Genomic DNA, 18483 nt, shown 5'->3' on the forward strand with positions numbered 1-18483 from the left:
CCGGCTTTCCGCAACACGCACAAGTGCACCCCCCCGCCGACGATCGCGGCACCGAAAGCCGTTCGCACTGTGTACCCACGCATGTCCTGCTTCAAGGTACCGAAGAGCTGCAAGTGCAATTGCGGCGACAACGCAGCCTGCGAGACCTTCTTCAAAACCATCAAGGCCAAGCTGATCTGGCGGCGATCATGGGACAGACGGAGGCAGGCTGAAAGGGCGATCTTCGAATACATCAACGGGTTCTACAATCCACGCCGAAGCCACTCAGCACTGCGCTGGAAAAGCCCCGTCGCCTTCGAACGAAAGCTGGCCTAAACGAGCACCGGGAGCGGCATCAAACCGTGACAGGTCTACAGACGAACCATGACTCCTCAAAGTCAAACCGTTCTCTGTCTGGCCCGCGCCTGGCGTGCGGATCGGCACCGGGCGGAGCAGACAACCGGGCGCTGCACCTACGTTCCGTTGGTACTCCAGCCGGGGGAGGCGTTCCACTTCGATTGGAGCGAGGGCTGGGCCAATATCTGCGGCGAGCGGATCAAGCTGCAGGTGGCCCATATCAAGCCGTCCCGCAGCCGGGCGTTTCTGGTGCGGGCTTACCCGCTGCAAGCGCATGAGATGCCATTCGACGCCCACTGGCACGCATTCCGCGTGTTCGTCGACGTGCCCGGCCACGGGATTTATGACAACATGAGGACTGCCGTTGATCGTGTTGGCAAAGGCAAGCAGCGGGACGTCAACGCCCGCTTCCAGGCCAGGGCTCGCCACTACGTCTTTGATCCGGAGATCTGCAACCCGGCAGCCGGATGGGAGAAATGCCAAGTTGAGAAGACCGTTCAGGACGCTCGGAATCGCCTGCGGCAGGTCATGCCCGTCTTCAAATATCTACACGAGCTTAACCAGTGGCTGGAAGATCGCTGTATTGCGCTATGGACCGAGACAAAGCACCGGGACCTGCCTGGCACGATCGCCGATCTCTGGGAGGCAGAGAACCCGCATTGATGGTGTTGTCGCCGACCTTCGACGGATTTGTCGAGCACAGCAAGCGTGTGTCGCCGACATGCTTGATGACTTTCGAATGCAATCGCTACAGCGTTCCGGCCAGCTTCGCGAACCGCCGTATCAGTCTGCACGTCTACCCCGAACGGCTGGTCGTAGTGGCGGAAGGCCAAACCGTTTGTACCCATGACCGCATCAACAAGCGGTCGCACCACCAGCCAGGCAGGGTCATCTATGATTGGTGACCCTATCTGGCTGTCATCCAATGCAAACCCGGCGCCGTGTGCAATGGTGCTCTGCTCATCGAGATGCCCGACGCCTTTCGCCGCCTGCAGGGACATATCTTGCGCAAGGAAGGCGGTGATCGGGAGATGGTCGATATCTTGTCATTGGTTTTGCAACACGATGAAGACGCCGTTCCGTCTACTGTGAAACTGGCGTTGGATGCGGGAGGGCCCACCAAGACGCATGTCCTGAACCTCCTGCACAGGCTGATCGAACAGAAGCAGACAGACTTGCGAGAGGTCTACCCCCCACCAGAGGCTCTGGCCTTCGACATGGTGCCGCAGGCCAATGTCGATCGCTATGATGACCTGAGACGGGCCGGGGAAAAGCGCCATGCCTCATGCTCCAGCAGGCGCTTCGATCGTGATCATGCTCCGCAGCCTCAAACTGCATGGCATGGCGCAGGCCGTCGATGATCTGGTCGCCCAGGGCGCACCAGCGTTCGAAGCAGCAACGCCAATTTTGTCCCAACTGCTCAAGACCGAGATTGCAGAGCGCGAAGTCCGCTCATTCGCCTACCAAACCAAGGTGGCACGCTTCCCGTCCTACAAGGACCTCGCAGGCTTGGACTTCAAATCCAGCGAGGTCAATGAAGCCACCGTCCGCCAGCTGCACCGTGGTACCTTCATGGAAAACGTCGAGAATGTCGTCCTGATCGGCGGGCCCGGCACGGGCACGGGCCACATTGCAACAGACATTGGCGTTCAGGCCATCGAACATCACAGATGCAAAGTCCGTTTCTACTCGACCGTGGAACTCGTCAACGTCCTGGAGCAGGCAACAGCGCTCGGAAAGACCGACAAATTGGCCCAGATGCTGACCAAGATCGACTTGGTCATACTCGACAAACTCGGCTACCTGCCGTTCAGTTCATCCGGTGGCGCGCTCCTATTCCATCTGTCGAGCAAACACTATGCGCGCACCAGCGTCGCCACCACCACAAACCTCAGCTTCTCAGAATGGGCCCAGGTCTTCGGCGGTGCCAAGAGATGACCACCGCGCTTCTCGACAGGCTCACACACCGCTGCCACATCCTGGAAACCGGCAACGATAGCTACCGCTTCAAAGCCAGTTCCGAGGCGGCACTGAAAACAAAAAAAAGAGATGCCAGCATTGACCAAAACATGACCGCTGAGACATAAACAAAGGCGGGTCAAATCTCGGTGAAAATACCGGGTCACTTCTCACCGAAAATAACAGGCAGACCCGTTGCATCGCAGCCGCCACCCGTTCTCTGAGGTCATTCGAACAGGGCTTTGTCATCCACGCTGGCCTCCCTCACCGGTATGGATTCTGAATTACAATCGAAGCCAATTGGGAACCCCAGTCCGATTCCCAGAAGATCTGAGCCGCCCGAGGTCACCGACTCATACGTTCGCAACCAGATGCGCAATGAAGCGAGTTGCACGGAGGCGAGGTAGTTGTCGTCACGTTTGTCGTATCTGGTGGCGACTGCGCGGAAGTGTTTGAGTTTGCTGAAGAACCTTTCAACCTGATTGCGCAGTTTATAGGCGGTCCGGTCAAAAGTGGGGATGTTCACTCGGTTTGGCATGGGGCGGATGTTGGCGCATGTGCCACGGGCGGCAAGCGCTTCACGCAAGGCATCGCTGTCATAGGCACGATCCGCCAGACGCGTTGTCCCGGCAGTCACGCTTTTGAACATGTCGTGCGCCGAACGGCTATCATGGGCCTGACCGTCTGTCAGCTTGAGCAGGATCGGACGGCCAATGGCATCCACCAGCGCATGAATCTTCGTCGTCAGGCCACCGCCCGAGCGACCCATGCAACCGGATCGCCCCCCTTTTTTGGGCCGTTTGCCCCATGTTGATGAACCCGGATGGATGAGCTGTCCATCATCTGGATGTCGCCCTCGTAAGCCTCTGATACAGCCTGTAAAAGCATCGCCCAAATACCCGCCTTCCGCCATCGGTTCAACCGGTTCACGCAGGTCGTATGCGGCCTGCATCGCGCTGGAATGTCGGCCCAGGGGGCACCAGTCCTCAGCCGTCAGAAAATGCCGTTCAGCACGCGCCGATCATCCACCCGCTTCACGCCCCGAGACTTCTGCGGCAACGAAGGTTGAATGATCGGCCATTCGAAATCCGTCAGATCCAAAAGCGCCATGCTCACCACCTCCTCTTGGCAGACGTGAATCACAACTCGGTTGATTTGGGAATCCTGTTAATGGGTATGTGACCTAGGCGATCCGGGCACCCTTGGCGATCAGGGGCGGTTTGGCATTCAACGCATCGACCGAGAATCCGGCCAGGGACTTGTATTTTTTGGCATGAGCTGCCAGATCGGCCCGCGCAATCACATCCTCGATCACTTCGAAATCGCCACCGCAGAGGTTCTCAACCCGTTGCAGGATCGCGTCGGGTCCACTGCCGCGATTGGCCAGACTGACGCTCGTGGTGATCGGGCGCATCCCGGCCTCGTAGGCCTCAAGCGCAGCCCGGGTAACCCCATGCTCCAGCACACAGGCGCCGATCTGGCGCGCGTCGATGATTGCCTGGCCGGCGCCGTTGGATCCCACCGGATAGGTCGGGTGAGCCGCATCCCCCATCAGCGTCACATGGCCATGGGTCCAGCGCTCCAGCGGGTCACGGTCGACCATGGGGTATTCAAAGACCTCCTCGGCGCTGTCGATCAGCCGGGGCACATCGAGCCAGTCAAATCGCCACTCCTCGAAATCGGGGCGGAAATCGGCGATGTTGGCTGTGCGGTTCCAGTCTTCCTTGTTCCAGCCTTGGGCGGGATTGATCCGCTTCTCTGCGATCCAGTTCATCGTGACCTGCCCGGTCTCGGGATCCGGGTCAGAGATCGGATAGGCCACCAGCCGTTGTGTGTCATGCCCGATCAACGCCATCGCGCCGCCGCCAAAAAACGGCGCAGCAAGAGATGTCGCCCTCCAGAGCACCGCCCCATCCCAGATGGGTGGTCCCTCTTGCGGGTACATTTGCGCGCGCAAGGCTGAATGAATGCCATCGGCGGCCACAATCAGGCCACCCTCGATCCGACCGGTCTCCAGGTGCAGCACAGCACCTGAGCCAGTGTTCTCAAACGCCACCGCGCGCGCACCGGTCACGACGCAATCCGGGCCCGCGCGGTCCAGCAAAGTCTGATAGAGCAGCATCTGCAATTCACCGCGATGGATGGAGTATTGCGGCCAGTCATAGCCGGCCCAAGTCCCGCGGGGCTCCTCCCAGATTGTTTTGCCCAACTTGGAGTAGAACCCGTATTGCCGTGTGCGGACCCCGATCCGGTCCAACAGGTCAGTCAGCCCCAGATCGAAAAGCTCGCGTACTGCGTTGGGTTGGATATTGATGCCCACGCCCAGGGGGCGGATCGTGCGGGTGGCCTCGAAAACGCGGAACGGGACGCCGATCTGGTGCAATGTCAGCCCAAGGCTCAGTCCGGCGATCCCGCCACCAGCGATCAAAACGGTCATAGCATCTCTCACCTTCCTGCGCCCCAGTCAATCAGGCGCGCAGCCGGGGATCAAGAGCGTGACCCGTATCTTCTTCTCGCTAAAAATACGAAAAATATCCGACCGTTACGCCCGCGCAGCGGCGATCAGATCGGATCCAAAAATTCTGTCCGAATAGTCTTTCATGTAGATCTTGAGCCAAGGCGTGAAGCGATCCGGATGCAATGCAATCTCGGTCTCCAGATCGCGGTAGTTGATCCAGCGGGTCTCCATCACCTCATCCCGGTTTGGCGTTATCGGCATGCCATGGGGGGCACGGGCGAGATAGACATCGACCACTTCGTGTTCGATCAACCCGTTGCCGACCTCGGCACGGTATTCCAGATGGTGGCGATGTTCGGGGAAGATCCCGGTGATCCCCAACTCTTCGTTCAGTCGACGTACCGCGCAGCTGGCAGGTTTTTCATCCCATTCTGGATGGGTGCAACAGGTGTTCGCCCAAAGCCCAGGCGTGTGGTATTTGCCCAGTGCCCGGCGTTGTATCAGGATTTCTGACCCACGCAGGACAAAGACCGACACGGCCTTGTGTTTGAGGCCGCGCCGATGCGCTTTGAGCTTTTCGACAGGTTGAAGCTGGCCGTTCACCCAGGCAGGGATCAGGATGGTCATACCCGCTCGGGCGCCACAAGGCCGGTCAGATGCGCCAGATTCTTGATACCGATCTTGATGTGGGCCATGGGGCGGGCTTTGACCAGTTTCTTGTTCATGTAAGCCTCGAATGTCAGGCGCTGCACGTCGGTGTCATGGCAGAGCGAGACGAACCGTTCGCGCCGCATGTCAGATCGGTAATACGCATTCTGCATCGATTGCAACACCCGGAACACGGTCTTGTGCTCTTTCATGAAATGCTTGCGCGCCAACTGCAGGTTCTTGACCCGGCCCGAAGCCAGTGTCGCCGCGCATGCGGTGGCCGCCACACGGCCTGCGACCATCGCATAGTAGATGCCCTCACCCGAGGAAGGTGCGACGACGCCCGCCGCATCGCCTGCCAGTACAACGTCCCGGCCATTGTCCCATTTGTCCAGCGGGTGCAGCGGGATCGGCGCGCCCTCACGGCGCAGCGTTTCGCAATCGGTCAAGCCGCTGGCGGCGCGCAGATCGGCGGTGGCTTTCTTGAGATCCACATCCGTCAGGCCGGTGCCCATCCCGACGCTGGCGCTGTCACCATGGGGAAAGACCCAGCCATAGAAATCCGGGGAGATGGCGCCATCATAGATCACGTCACAGCGGATCGGGTCGTAGACGTCATTCTTGGGTGGGGCCTTGATGATCTCGTGATATGCCAGCACATATGGGATCTTGTCCCATCCCGCGACTTCGGCCTTGCCCACGCGCGACCTTGCGCCATCGGCACCGATGATCAACCTGCACAACAATTCCTTTTCCGCGCCAGACGATTTTTCTCGAAAAATCACGCGCGTTCGGCCACCCTCACGGTCAATCCGCAGGAAAGTGCCCACATGATATTCAGCGCCCGCATCGACGGCGCGGCGGCGCAGGAACGGATCGAAATCCTTGCGATCCACCATGCCGACAAAGCCGTTTTCGATGGGAATATCGACCATGCGTCCGGTCGGTGAAATCATGCGCGCGGTGTTCACCTTGGCCACAAGCTGTTCGTCGCCGATAAGAAAATCCGACATCAGACGGGGCGGGATCGCGCCGCCGCAGGGCTTGATACGCCCCTCGCGGTCCAAAAGGGCAACCGAGTGGCCCGAGCGGGCCAGATCTTCGGCGGCTGTGGCACCCGAAGGACCGCCCCCAACGACAACGACATCATACATCATGCTACTCTCCCGGAACCAGTTCAGTTGTGCGGCTGCCGCGCCGGTCCATGACCTGCACAGCCATCGCCGCGGCAATGACGAAAAGGGCGGCCTCGGCCACGAACACGGTACCAAAGGCATCCGCGTCGCTGGTCACACCAGCGCGCATCGCATCGACGGCCGCAGCACCCGCCAGCCCGCCAAAGCCAGCGGCCATGGCCTGGGCGGCACCCCAAAGGCCCATCCGCGTGCCCTCGCGGCTCTCCCGGCCTTCGCCGGCCAGCGCCATCATCGATCCGATGGCCGCGACCGCGAACATGCCGTTGAATACACCCAAGCCGACCACCGCGGGGACCAGCGGCGCTTCGGGGCCAAGCTGACCCAGTGCTGCGATAACTGTCAGCATCACCGCTGACCCAAGACATCCCGATACGACCCAGAACCTGAGCGACCCGATCCGCAGCCCTGTCGCCGCGATGCCCACCAGAACCATGCCGAGGAACACGCCCCCGTTTTGCGCGCCCGCCAACGAGGTGGATTGACCTGGCGTGAAACCGAAGACGAGGCCCGAATAGGGCTCCAGGATCAGTTCCTGCATGAAATAGGCGGTCATCGACAGAAACACGAAAGCGGTGAAATGGCGCGCCTTGCGTTCGGCCCAGATCTCGCGAATACCATGCGAAAACGGCATGTCCTGCGGCACGGGAGAGCAATCGACGCTCCGCTCGATCCCCCAGATGGCCAGCGTTGTCAGAAGGACCGCGCCACCCGTCACAACAGCCACGATCTTAAGCAGCAGCGCGTGGGTATAAGGATCAAGGAACGCTCCGACCGTCCCGGCGGTGATCGCGATCCCCGCGATCATCATCAGCCAGGTGATCGTGGCTGCCGCCGCACGCCGCGCAGGCGCGGTGGCCGTTGCCAACAGTGCCAGCAGCGATGTACCCGACGCGCCAACGCCGATCCCGATCATCGCATAGGCCAGGATCGAGATCGCCAGGCCCGGCCCGTAGCGTGTTTCAAGAACCTGAACGCCGAAGGCGGCCATCAGCCCGCCCAGCGCCAGAACGCCCATGCCGCCAATGATAAAGGCCGTGCGGTTGCCCTGGGTGTCGGAGCGGAACCCCCAGTTGGGCCGCGTGATCTGGATACCGTAATGCAGCGCCACCAGAAATCCCGGGATCACAGCGGGCAGGGCCAGCTCGACCACCATCAGCCGGTTCAGCGTTGATGTGGTCAGCACCACGATGGCGCCCAGACACATCTGGACCAGGCCGATGCGGACGATATCGGTCCAGCTGAGCGTACGCATCACAGCACCTCCAGCGTGCGGATGGCAAAGGCCGTGATCATCATGCCTGAGACATAAAGCAGGACGCCCGTGCCGTTGTACCAGGGCGCCTTGCCCTTGGGATCCTTGAACATCACCGTCATCGCCCAGAATTGCAGCGCCAGCACTGCGGCGACGCCTGCGGCATGAAACGGCCTGTCCCACATCATCAACAGCACGATCACGATGACCTGCGGAGCCGTCATCACCAGGCAGGCAACCTTGGCCGCCTTTTCAGGCCCCAGCGTGACCGGCAGGGAATTCACGCCCATCTGGCGATCCCCCTCCAAAGCCTTGAAATCGTTGAGGGTCATGATGCCGTGCGCGCCCAGACCATAGAGAAGGGCCACGATCAGCACAGGCATCGATGGCGCTCCGGCACTCAGCACAGCAGCCCCGGTCACCCACGGCAGCGTTTCATAGCTGAGACCGACCAGACCGGGCCCCCACCAACCGGACCGTTTCAGGCGCACAGGTTCTACCGAGTAGGCCCAGGCGGCCAGCACACCGAGGATTGTCGCACCGAAGCCCCACGGGCCGAGCTGCCAGCCGACAGCCAGCGAAATCGCCGACATCGCCAGCGCGATCCAGAGGCCCCAGCGGCCCGGAATGCGACCCGAGGGGATCGGGCGATCGGGCTCGTTGATCGCGTCTACATGCCGATCGCACCAGTCATTGGCGGCCTGGCTCATCCCGCAGACAATCGGGCCGGCCAGAACCACGCCCAGCAGGACCAGCGGCAGATTCTCCGCCGGGGATACGCCTGACGAGATCACACCACACAGATAGGCCCACATCGGCGGGAACCAGGTGATCGGCTTGATCAGCCGCAGCATCGCCACCGGTTCCGGATATCTCCGTGAGGGTATCGTTTCGCTGACACTCATGTGTCAACTATTGCTGACACATTGAGTCGGCGCAAGCAAAACACGCCCGCCTGCGGCAAGCTGCACGTCCCGGCGCAGAAACGAGGGGGCTAGCGGTCTTTTTCCTTGTTCAACAGACCGTATTTTCGCAGCTTGACGTAAAGGCTCTGCCGCGAAAGGCCCAGCATTTCAGCCGCGGCAACGCGGTTGTTGCGGGTCAGGCTGACAGCGGTTTCGATGCACATCTTTTCGACGACATCGGTGGTTTCGGTCACAATCTCTTTGAGCGTGGCCGAGCCCACGAGTTCCATTACGTTTCGGCTGGAATCGTCCACTCCTGTGGATGCGCCGCTTTGGCGCACGGCCTCGACCCGGCTGATGTCGCGGATCACGAAGGCGACCACCGGTTGTGAGCCGGTACTGATATAAGTGGCAGAAATCTCGGACGAGAGCTTTGAGCCATAATCATTGACCAGCTTTGTCGAATACACGCGCATTTGGCCGCTGCGTTTGGAGTTCTCGATCAACATACTCAAGTCGATCTGTCCACGATGCAGGAAATCACCCAAGGACCGCCCTTTGACATCGGCCAGATGGGCCGCGTCAACCAATTCCAGGAAACTGTCATTGGCGCTGGTGATGACGCCCTTGGCGTCGCTAAAGACAAAAGCGTCGCTGCCATCCCGAAACAGCGCGGCCATCGACATGGTGGTCTGGTCCTCGGCTGTTCCGACCTCATCCTCCGGTTCAATCCGGCACATGATGATACGTTCCCCCGCCGCGCGGAAGACCGTAGGCAACAGGCGCAGCCTGTTGCGGCCAGTACGGGTTTCCAGAACCAGCGATCCGTCCCCATCGGAAATCGAGGCATTCAAAAGCGCTTCGACCAACTCGCCAGAGGCGCGGTCCTTGAATGCCTGGACAAAGGGGCTTCCGGCCAGCGCTTCGCGCCCCAGACCCAGCATCGCAGCAGCGGGATCGTTCATATCCTTGACCCGGGCATCCCGCACTGCCACAAACACGATCGCGTCGCGGGTGTTGTTAAGCAGGACACGGTATCGCGCATCAAATTCCCGGCGGGCCTCATAGCCCTTTTCCAGCGCGATCTGCGCCTGCACCAGTTGCTGCTGTGTCTCTGCTATCGGGCGCAGGTCGCGGCCCAGCATCAAGACGCTGTCACCGTCCCCATAGCGATGAAAGGTATAGCGCACGGGGAATTCCCACGAGGCGTTGTCTTGGTGATTCAGTTCGATCTGTTTGCGAAGGTCGACACCGGCGAGATAGGCGTTATGGGCATCAGCGAATTTCGGAATGCTCTCTTCGGTCAGAAAATCGATCAGCGGGCGGTTTGCCCAGTGGTCGAGGGTACCAAACGAGTCGCTTGCGTCGTTCAACAGAACGGAGGTGATGACACCATCTCCATCAACGATCAGCGCAATGTCCGAAGCTGCGGCGACGATGCCCTCGAAATACTCGGTTGTCATCTCCGACGAGGGACCGGTGCTCCTTCCGGGGGAGCTGCCCGAAGTCATCTTGGATCCCATTTCGGGACGGGCTTCGGCCTTTGTTCGCACTGCTCTACCACCACATCAACGTCGCTGGTGACCAGATCGGCTCCGGTCAGACGTTTTATGCCTCTTGTTTTTGACAGGATGATGCCACCAATCGCAAACAGCGGCGGTTCACTCATCCTTGATCTTATATCAATAACAATTCCTGAAATGGTTTCAAGGTGCCGACGGCGGGAGCAGGAAAACAAAATCGCATCATAGTCATTGCGCAAGATGCGTGATCGGATGACATCCTCGGGCTGCCCGCACATGGTCTCGACAGTGGCGCCGCGCCGACGCAGCTGCGCGGCGGCGACGAAACAGCCCAGGGTGTGTTGCTCGCCCTCGCAGGCTACGATCAGGATATCCAGTGTGCGTTCGGCCGGGAGATGATCGTCCGGGTTAAGGAACTCGACCTCGGTCAGTAGGCTCTGCAGTCGTACCGATGCAATCGTGACATCGGCAAAGCCCAACTCGTCCTGGGCCCACTTCTGGCCAATGGATCTGGCCGCTTCGGGGATATAGTTGTCGATGATCGCCGCATCGCTCAGCCGCAGGGCCCTTAGCTCCGACAGCGCGTCCGAAGGGTTGAAGTATGCCTTGGTCATCAAGCGGCGGTCCAGAATACTGCGGATATAGGGCCGCGCCTGATTGACTTGGACCGCTGCTTGGCGGGCGTTCAGAACGGACACGACTTCCATCGCCAGCGTGCCAAAGGCGCTTACACCATGAGCCGTTGAAAACCTGTGATCGTCATGTGGCATGATGCCGTCCCGTTTCGCGGGGGTTGTCGCGTTTGGTCGCATGTGAATCATACGACTCGCGCCCAGCATCCCGATCAAAAGCGCATATGTCAAAGAAAATTGACAGTTTGAGTTGGAGGAGGTGGCTCAGCGAGGATTTGGTCTTTCCCTTAGTTAACGTGTAAAAAAACGGACTTCCTCAGTCCTTTTCAGACGCGGTTGTTAACCGAGCCTGACTGGACAAACCGCAAGTGTAAGTTTTAGTTGACACTTTGTGTAAGCCAAAGATACCCTCTCAATGTGACCGCAATCTCGAAGGGGGAGTCGGCGTTGCCAAAGGCTCAATCAGGACAGGGGCTGGCCCAAGGGCTCTATACGCCAGAAGAGCGTGCGCGCCGCGATGAAACGGTGTGGACGCTGATCCAGGGGATCCTCGCGCCGCTTCAGTTTCTGGTCTTTCTGGTCTCGGTCGTTTTGGTGTTCCGCTACCTCTGGACGGGGGACGGATACATGGCGGCGACCGTATCGATCCTGATCAAAACGGGCTTTCTCTATCTGATCATGGTGACCGGGGCGATTTGGGAAAAAGTCGTTTTCGGTCAATACCTTTTCGCCCATGCGTTTTTTTGGGAAGATGTCTTTTCCTTCCTCGTGATCGCGCTGCATACCGCCTATATCTGGGCGCTTTGGGCCGGGGCGCTGTCCTCGACCGAGCTGATGTGGCTCGCGCTGGCGGCCTATGCGGCCTACGTGATCAACGCGGGTCAGTTCCTCCTCAAACTCCGTGCCGCCCGGCTTCAGGCCGAGGCCAGCGAGGTGCCCGCATGACCGAACTGCCCCGCCTTGCCGAGACCGGCGGCTGCCGGAACACGCCGATCCTAAAACAGCGCGGCCAGCACCAGGTGTTTTGCGGGCTGACGGGAATCATCTGGTTGCATCGCAAGATGCAGGACGCGTTTTTCCTGGTCGTGGGCTCGCGCACCTGCGCGCATCTGCTGCAATCGGCGGCGGGCGTGATGATTTTCGCCGAACCCCGCTTTGGTACCGCGATCCTCGAAGAGACGGATCTGGCCGGTTTGGCGGACGCGCAGGAAGAGCTGGACCGCGTGGTGGCCGAGCTTTTGTCGCGCCGCCCCGACATCCGCCAGCTCTTTCTGGTGGGCTCCTGCCCGTCCGAGGTGATCAAGATCGACCTGCAACGCGCCGCCGAACGGCTGAGCGAGACGCATGCGCCGCATGTGCGGATCCTGAATTTCTCGGGTTCCGGGATCGAGACGACCTTTACCCAGGGCGAGGATGCGTGCCTTGCGTCCATGGTGCCGGTGCTGCCGCAGACAGAGGCGCGCGAATTGCTGCTGGTCGGGGCGCTGCCCGATGTTGTGGAAGAACAGGCCGTGTCGCTCTTGGAGCAGATGGGCATCGGTCCGATCCGCGTGTTGCCCGCCCCGCGCGCCGACAGCGATCTGGCCGTGGGCAAGAACACAGTTTTCGTGCTGACCCAGCCGTTTCTGGGCGATACCCATGCCGCGCTTGAGCGGCGCGGCGCGCGCCATCTGCCTGCGCCCTTCCCCTTTGGTGAGGAAGGCACGACTGCCTGGTTGCGGGTCATCGCCGAAGAGTTCGGCGTTGACGCCGAAACCTTCGACCGGGTGACGGCCGCGCCGCGTGCCCGCGCCCGCAAGGCGGTGTCGCAAGCCTCCGAGGCATTGCGCGGCAAATCGGTGTTTTTCTTTCCCGACAGCCAGTTGGAGATCCCCCTGGCCCGATTCCTGACCCGCGAATGCGGGATGGAGGCGATCGAAGTGGGTGCGCCCTTCATCCACAAGGGCGTCGTTGGTCCCGATCTGGATCTGCTGGCCGAAGGGCCGACGCTGGCCGAGGGGCAGGATGTGGATCTGCAACTGGATCGCTGCCGCGCGGCGCGCCCCGATCTGACCGTCTGCGGTCTGGGTCTGGCCAATCCGCTGGAGGCCGAGGGGCTGGCGACCAAATGGGCGATCGAGCTGGTGTTCACGCCAGTGCATTTCTACGAGCAGGCGGGCGATCTGGCGGGTCTTTTCTCGCGCCCGGTGCGGCGTGCGGATCTGCTGAAGGTGGAGGCCGCGGAATGAGGATGTGCCTGGAAGAACATCTGTGCGCGGCCGCAATTGGATTTGCCATCCGCATTCCCGCACCGACTGCCAATTTGCATGAGGTGCCCTCATGAAATTGACAGTCTGGACATATGAAGGGCCGCCACATGTAGGCGCCATGCGGGTCGCAACCGGCATGACCGGTCTGCATTACGTGCTGCACGCGCCGCAGGGCGATACCTATGCCGATCTGCTCTTTACCATGATCGAACGGCGCGATCATCGCCCGCCGGTGACGTTCACCACTTTTCAGGCGCGCGATCTGGGCGCTGACACCGCGCATCTGTTCAAGGATGCCTGCCAGCGCGCCTATGACCGGTTTCAGCCTGAAGCGATCATCGTGGGCGCCTCCTGCACGGCCGAGCTGATCCAGGACGATCCCGGTGGCATGGCCGAAACGATGGGCCTGCCGGTACCGACCATTCCGCTGGAACTGCCCAGCTATCAGCGCAAGGAGAACTTCGGCGCGGACGAGACCTTTTTTCAAATCGTGCGCACCCTGGCGCGCCCGGCTGAAAGAACCGCGCAGATCACCGCCAATCTGATCGGGCCCACCGGCCTTGGCTTTCGGCATCGTGACGACATTGCGGAGGTGACCGCGCTTTTGTCCGATATGGGCATCAGCGTGAATGCGGTGGCCCCGATGACCTCGTCCCCGTCGGACATCGCCCGGCTGGGGGCTGCGCATTTCAACGTGCTGATGTATCCCGAAACAGCCGAGACCGCCGCGCGCTGGATGGAGCGGGAACTGGGCCTGCCCTATAGCAAGGTCGTGCCCATCGGCGTAGGCGCCACCCGCGATTTCGTGGCCGAGGTGGCCGACCTGGCCGGTGTGGCACCCTATCTCGATGACAGCCGCTTGCGCCTGCCCTGGTACTCCAAGTCGGTCGATTCGACCTATCTGACCGGCAAGCGGGTCTTCCTGTTTGGCGATGGCACCCATGTGAAGGCCGCCGCCCGCATCGCACGTGACGAGATGGGGTTCGAGGTTGTGGGCCTGGGCTGTTACAACCGCGAAATGGCCCGCGATATTCGTGCGGTGGCCAAGGGATTCGGCGTCGCTCCGCTGATCACCGACGATTATCTGGAGGTCGAGCGCACCATCGAAGAGCTGTCCCCGGAGATGATCCTGGGCACCCAGATGGAGCGTCATATCGGCAAGCGTCTGGGCATTCCCTGTGCCGTGATCTCGGCGCCCGTGCATGTGCAGGATTTCCCCGCGCGCTACTCTCCGCAGATGGGGATCGAAGGCGCCAATGTGATCTTCGACACCTGGGTGCACCCACTGGTGATGGGTCTCGAAGAGCATCTGCTGACCATGTTCCGCGAGGATTTCGAGTTCCACGATGCCGCCGGTCCGTCGCATCATGGCGGCAAGGCCGCGCCGCGTGTGGAGGATGTTGATGGGGGGCCAGCCCCCCAGACCCCCCGGGAATATTTAGAGCCAGAAGAAGCTGCGGACCTGGTGCCTGCGTCGACCGTGAGTGTCATCTGGCTGCCCGCGGCGGAGAAGGAGCTGAAGAAGATCCCGTTCTTTGTGCGCGGCAAGGCGCGGCGCAATACCGAGACCTTTGCCGCCGAACGCGGTGTGTCTGAAATCAGCGTCGATACGCTTTACGAGGCGAAAGCTCACTATGCGCGATGACCGGGCCATAGACGGGCGTCTGCCCGGATACCGCGTGGTGATCGTCACGCTGGACAGCCACGCGGCTGGCCCGGCCGAGCGTGCGATGGACAGGCTGACGCTGGATTATCCGGGTCTGTCGGTGTCGATCCATGCCGCCGCCGAATGGGGCGAGACCCCCGGTGCATTCGAGGCCGCCGAAGAGGCGGTGTTGCAGGGCGATATCATCGTGGCCAACCTGCTCTTTCTCGAAGAGCATGTGGCGCCGATCCTGCCCGCGCTGCGCGCCCGGCGCGAGGCCTGCGACGCGATGATCGGTGTGGTTGCCGATGCGGCCATCGTCAAGCTGACCAAGATGGGGTCGTTGGATATGATGGCCCCGGCCTCGGGCGCGATGAAGCTGATGAAAAAGCTGCGCGGCTCGTCGAAACCCTCGTCGAATTCAGGTCAGAAGAACATGGCGCTTCTGCGCCGGCTGCCCAAGATCCTCAAGTTCATTCCCGGCAAGTCGCAGGATCTGCGGGCGTGGTTTTTGACCATGCAATACTGGCTGGGCGGCTCGGACGACAATGTCGAGGCAATGTTGCGATTCCTGTTGAACCGCTACGCCAGGCAGACCGGATGGGCTGCGGCGCCGGAGGCGTCGCTGCCGATTGATTACCCGGATGTGGGCCTTTATCACCCCGATCTGCCGCAGCGGATCACCACGCATGTCACAGACTTGCCCCGCCCCGCACAGCCTGTCGCGACTGTGGGTCTTTTGATGATGCGGTCCTATGTGCTGAGCTCGGATACCGGGCATTACGATGCGGTCATCCGGGCGTTCGAGGACCGTGGCATACGGGTTTTGCCTGCTTTTGCCGGCGGTCTGGACGGGCGGCCCGCGATCCACAGCTATTTTCTGGATGACGAGGGGGCCAGTCGGATCGATGCGATGGTGTCGCTGACCGGGTTCTCGCTGGTGGGCGGGCCTGCCTATAACGACAGCGAGGCGGCGGTCGAGGTGCTGCGCCAGCTCGACATTCCTTACATCGCCGCGCATCCGCTGGAGTTTCAGACGCTGGGCCAGTGGTCTTGCAGCGGTCAGGGACTGGGCCCGATCGAGACGACCATGCTGATCGCGCTGCCCGAACTGGACGGGGCCACCAACCCTACCGTCTTTGGCGGGCGCCTGGGGCCGGAGGGGTGTCAGGGCTGTGTCTATAACTGCCCCTGCAAGGTTGGCAGCAAGGAGATGGTGCCCTGTCTCGAGCGGATCGACAGCCTGGCCGAAAAGGCCCTGCGTCTGGCGCGGCTGCGCCAAAAGAAGAATGCCGAGAAGAAGATCAGCATCGTCCTGTTCGGCTTCCCGCCCAATGCCGGGGCCGTCGGTACCGCAGCCTATCTGAGCGTGTTCGAGAGCCTCCTGAACACCATGCGCGCGATGAAGGCCGAAGGTTACGCCATTGAGGTGCCCGACAGCGTCGAGGATCTGCGCGCGGCCGTGCTGGAAGGCAATGCCAAACAGTACGGCCAAGAGGCCAATGTCGCCGCTCATGTCAGCGCCGATGAGATCGTGCGCAACACGGCGCCGCTCAAGGCGATCGAAGAGGTCTGGGGTCCGGCACCCGGCCGCGTTCAGTCGGACGGGCGCGGTGTCTTTGTTCTGGGCCGCGAGTTCGGCAATGTCTTTGTCGGGGTCCAGCCGGCATTCGGGTATGAAGGCGACCCGATGCGTCTGCTCTTTGAAAATGGCTTTGCGCCGACGCATGCCTTCGCCACGTTCTATCTGTGGCTGCGCAACACTTACCAAGCGGATGCGGTGCTGCATTTCGGCATGCATGGCGCGCTGGAATTCATGCCTGGCAAACAGGCCGGTGTGGGTGCGCGCGACTGGCCGGATCGCCTGATCGGCGAGATGCCCAACATCTATCTCTATGCCTCCAACAACCCGTCCGAGGCGTCCCTGGCCAAGCGTCGATCCGGAGCTGTCACCATCACCCATCTGACGCCACCCCTGGCGCAGTCGGGCCTTTACAAAGGCTTGCAGGAGCTCAAAGACAGCTTGACCCGCTGGCGCCGCATGGATCCCGCCGATGATCAGCGCGCCGAACTGGAGTCGCTGATCGCCGAACAGGCGGAGGCCGTGGACATGGCAGGGACTCCGCCCATGCAGCTGTGGCTGAAGCTTCTGGAGACCGAGGACGCGCTGATCCCTGACGGGCTGCACATTCTGGGCAAGCCGTTTTCGGATGCCGAGCGCGAAGAGTATCTGTCGCTGATCGACATCGCCGATGACGAGACGCGGCAGCGGGTCGCGGATCTTCTGAAACACGACAGCGAGTTGCCTGCGCTGATGCGCGCGCTGGATGCGCGGTATATCGAACCTGTGCCGGGCGGCGATCTGATCCGGTCCACGGATGTGCTGCCCACTGGGCGCAATATCCATGCGTTCGACCCCTTCCGCATGCCCACCGAATTTGCCTGCCGTGATGGGGCGATGCAGGCGCAGCTGTTGCTGGACACGCATCCTGAGCTGCCCCGGTCGGTCGCGCTGGTGCTCTGGGGGTCGGACAACATCAAATCCGATGGCGGCCCGATTGCGCAGGCGCTCGCGCTGATGGGGGCCAAGCCGCGGTTCGACAGCTTTGGCCGTCTGGCCGGAGCCGATCTGATCCCGCTGGAGGAGTTGGGCCGCCCGCGCGTCGATGTGATCATGACATTGTCGGGGATTTTCCGCGATCTTCTGCCGCTTCAGACCCGGATGCTGGCCGAGGCCGCATTGAAATGCGCCCAGGCCGATGAGCCGCTTGAGATGAACTTCATCCGCACCCATGCGCTGGCCTATATGGACAAGGCAGGCGTCGATATCGAGACAGCGGCGCTGCGGGTCTTTTCCAATGCGGAAGGGGCCTATGGCGCCAATGTAAACCAGCTTGTGGACAGTTCCGCCTTTGGGGATGAGGACGAGCTGGCCGACGCTTATGAGGCGCGCAAATCCTTTGCCTATGGCACCGATGGCAAGGCCGCGGCGAATCCTGCGCTGCTGCAACAGGTGCTGAGCGAGGTCGACGTCGCCTACCAGAACCTCGAATCGGTCGAACTGGGCGTGACCACGGTCGATCACTACTTTGATACGTTGGGCGGCATCGCCCGCGCGGTCAAACGGGCCAAGGGCGAAGAGGCCGCCGTCTATATCGGCGACCAGACGCGCGGTTCGGGCAAGGTGCGGACGCTGAAGGATCAGGTGGCGCTGGAAACCCGCGCGCGCTCGCTGAACCCTAAGTTCTTTGAAGGGCTGCTGAAACATGGCGCCGAAGGCGTGCGCCAGATCGAGGCGCAGGTGACCAACACGCTGGGCTGGTCGGCGACGACCGGTCAGGTGGAGCCTTGGGTCTATCAACGGATCTCCGAAACCTTTGTTCTGGATGACGAGATGCGCAACCGTCTGGCGGCGCTGAATCCGACGGCGTCCAGCCGTATGGCCAATCGTCTGCTGGAGGCGTCTGACCGGCAATACTGGCAGCCCGATGCCGACACATTGGCGGCGCTGCAAGATGCAGCCGATGCCCTTGAGGATCAGCTTGAGGGGGTGGCGGCCGAATGACCCCGAAGACGCCCCTGACCCGGATTACCGACGCGTGCGCCGCTCCCGCACGGGCCGGTTTCTTGAAACCCGATGAAAAGGAGGGTCGCTCCCCCTTGGAAAGGAAGCCCGCATG

General features: G+C 61.4%; 12 protein-coding genes and 3 pseudogenes. 7 read left to right on the forward strand and 8 right to left on the reverse strand.

What is annotated here, in order from left to right; translation table 11 throughout:
* The 3 genes and pseudogenes from HEP69_RS22315 to istB form a co-directional block, all read left to right on the forward strand.
* A partial coding sequence (locus tag HEP69_RS22315) for an IS3 family transposase (protein WP_290560724.1) occupies window positions 1–315 on the forward strand: 315 nt, incomplete at its 5' end.
* Window positions 316–396: 81 nt separating this feature from the next.
* Window positions 397–1496 (forward strand): annotated as a pseudogene (istA, locus tag HEP69_RS22320) (IS21 family transposase); the annotation flags it as partial.
* 118 nt (window positions 1497–1614) lie between these two features.
* Window positions 1615–2423 (forward strand): annotated as a pseudogene (gene istB / locus HEP69_RS22325) (IS21-like element helper ATPase IstB).
* Window positions 2424–2656: 233 nt separating this feature from the next.
* On the opposite strand, the pseudogene HEP69_RS22330 reads toward istB, so the two are convergent.
* The 8 genes and pseudogenes from HEP69_RS22330 to HEP69_RS22365 form a co-directional block, all read right to left on the reverse strand.
* A pseudogene (locus HEP69_RS22330) lies at window positions 2657–3405 on the reverse strand (IS5 family transposase); the annotation flags it as partial.
* Between the two features lie 73 nt (window positions 3406–3478).
* Window positions 3479–4732 carry a flavin-dependent oxidoreductase gene (locus tag HEP69_RS22335; protein ID WP_290560726.1) on the reverse strand — a complete coding sequence of 418 codons (1254 nt, stop codon included), beginning with the start codon at window positions 4730–4732 and terminating at the stop codon, window positions 3479–3481.
* A gap of 105 nt (window positions 4733–4837) precedes the next feature.
* The gene (idi, locus tag HEP69_RS22340; RefSeq protein WP_290560727.1) at window positions 4838–5380 is read right to left on the reverse strand and encodes an isopentenyl-diphosphate Delta-isomerase; all 543 of its coding nucleotides are present in this window, start codon (window positions 5378–5380) and stop codon (window positions 4838–4840) included.
* Window positions 5377–6555 (reverse strand): geranylgeranyl diphosphate reductase, encoded by a 1179-nt coding sequence (locus tag HEP69_RS22345; protein ID WP_290560758.1) that lies wholly within the window; start codon window positions 6553–6555, stop codon window positions 5377–5379. Before HEP69_RS22345 ends, idi begins: the two co-directional genes overlap by 4 nt.
* Window positions 6556–6559: 4 nt before the next feature.
* A complete protein-coding gene (locus HEP69_RS22350) occupies window positions 6560–7849 on the reverse strand; it encodes a BCD family MFS transporter (protein WP_290560728.1) in 1290 nt (429 codons plus the stop codon).
* Window positions 7849–8754 carry a chlorophyll synthase ChlG gene (gene chlG / locus HEP69_RS22355; RefSeq protein WP_290560729.1) on the reverse strand — a complete coding sequence of 302 codons (906 nt, stop codon included), beginning with the start codon at window positions 8752–8754 and terminating at the stop codon, window positions 7849–7851. The genes HEP69_RS22350 and chlG overlap by 1 nt, the downstream gene beginning before the upstream one ends.
* Before the next feature lie 89 nt (window positions 8755–8843).
* Window positions 8844–10217 carry a transcriptional regulator PpsR gene (ppsR, locus tag HEP69_RS22360; RefSeq protein ID WP_290560730.1) on the reverse strand — a complete coding sequence of 458 codons (1374 nt, stop codon included), beginning with the start codon at window positions 10215–10217 and terminating at the stop codon, window positions 8844–8846.
* Between the two features lie 44 nt (window positions 10218–10261).
* Complete coding sequence (locus tag HEP69_RS22365; protein WP_290560731.1) at window positions 10262–11047, reverse strand: hypothetical protein; 786 nt, start codon at window positions 11045–11047, stop codon at window positions 10262–10264.
* A gap of 309 nt (window positions 11048–11356) precedes the next feature.
* Here HEP69_RS22365 and bchF point away from each other — a divergent pair, with 309 nt between their 5' ends.
* The 4 genes from bchF (at window position 11357) to HEP69_RS22385 (ending at window position 18368) form a co-directional block, all read left to right on the forward strand.
* On the forward strand, window positions 11357–11854 hold the full coding sequence (gene bchF, locus HEP69_RS22370; protein ID WP_290560732.1) for a 2-vinyl bacteriochlorophyllide hydratase: 498 nt from the start codon (window positions 11357–11359) through the stop codon (window positions 11852–11854).
* A complete protein-coding gene (locus tag HEP69_RS22375; RefSeq protein ID WP_290560733.1) occupies window positions 11851–13137 on the forward strand; it encodes a ferredoxin:protochlorophyllide reductase (ATP-dependent) subunit N in 1287 nt (428 codons plus the stop codon). The genes bchF and HEP69_RS22375 overlap by 4 nt, the downstream gene beginning before the upstream one ends.
* A gap of 91 nt (window positions 13138–13228) precedes the next feature.
* Window positions 13229–14803 (forward strand): ferredoxin:protochlorophyllide reductase (ATP-dependent) subunit B, encoded by a 1575-nt coding sequence (gene bchB / locus HEP69_RS22380; RefSeq protein ID WP_290560734.1) that lies wholly within the window; start codon window positions 13229–13231, stop codon window positions 14801–14803.
* Window positions 14793–18368, forward strand: a complete 3576-nt coding sequence (locus HEP69_RS22385) for a magnesium chelatase subunit H (protein WP_290560735.1) — start codon at window positions 14793–14795, stop codon at window positions 18366–18368. The genes bchB and HEP69_RS22385 overlap by 11 nt, the downstream gene beginning before the upstream one ends.
* Window positions 18369–18483 lie beyond the last annotated feature (115 nt).

It is taken from the genome of Aestuariivita sp. (assembly GCF_021404545.1).
Classification (GTDB): Bacteria; Pseudomonadota; Alphaproteobacteria; order Rhodobacterales; family Rhodobacteraceae; genus Aestuariivita.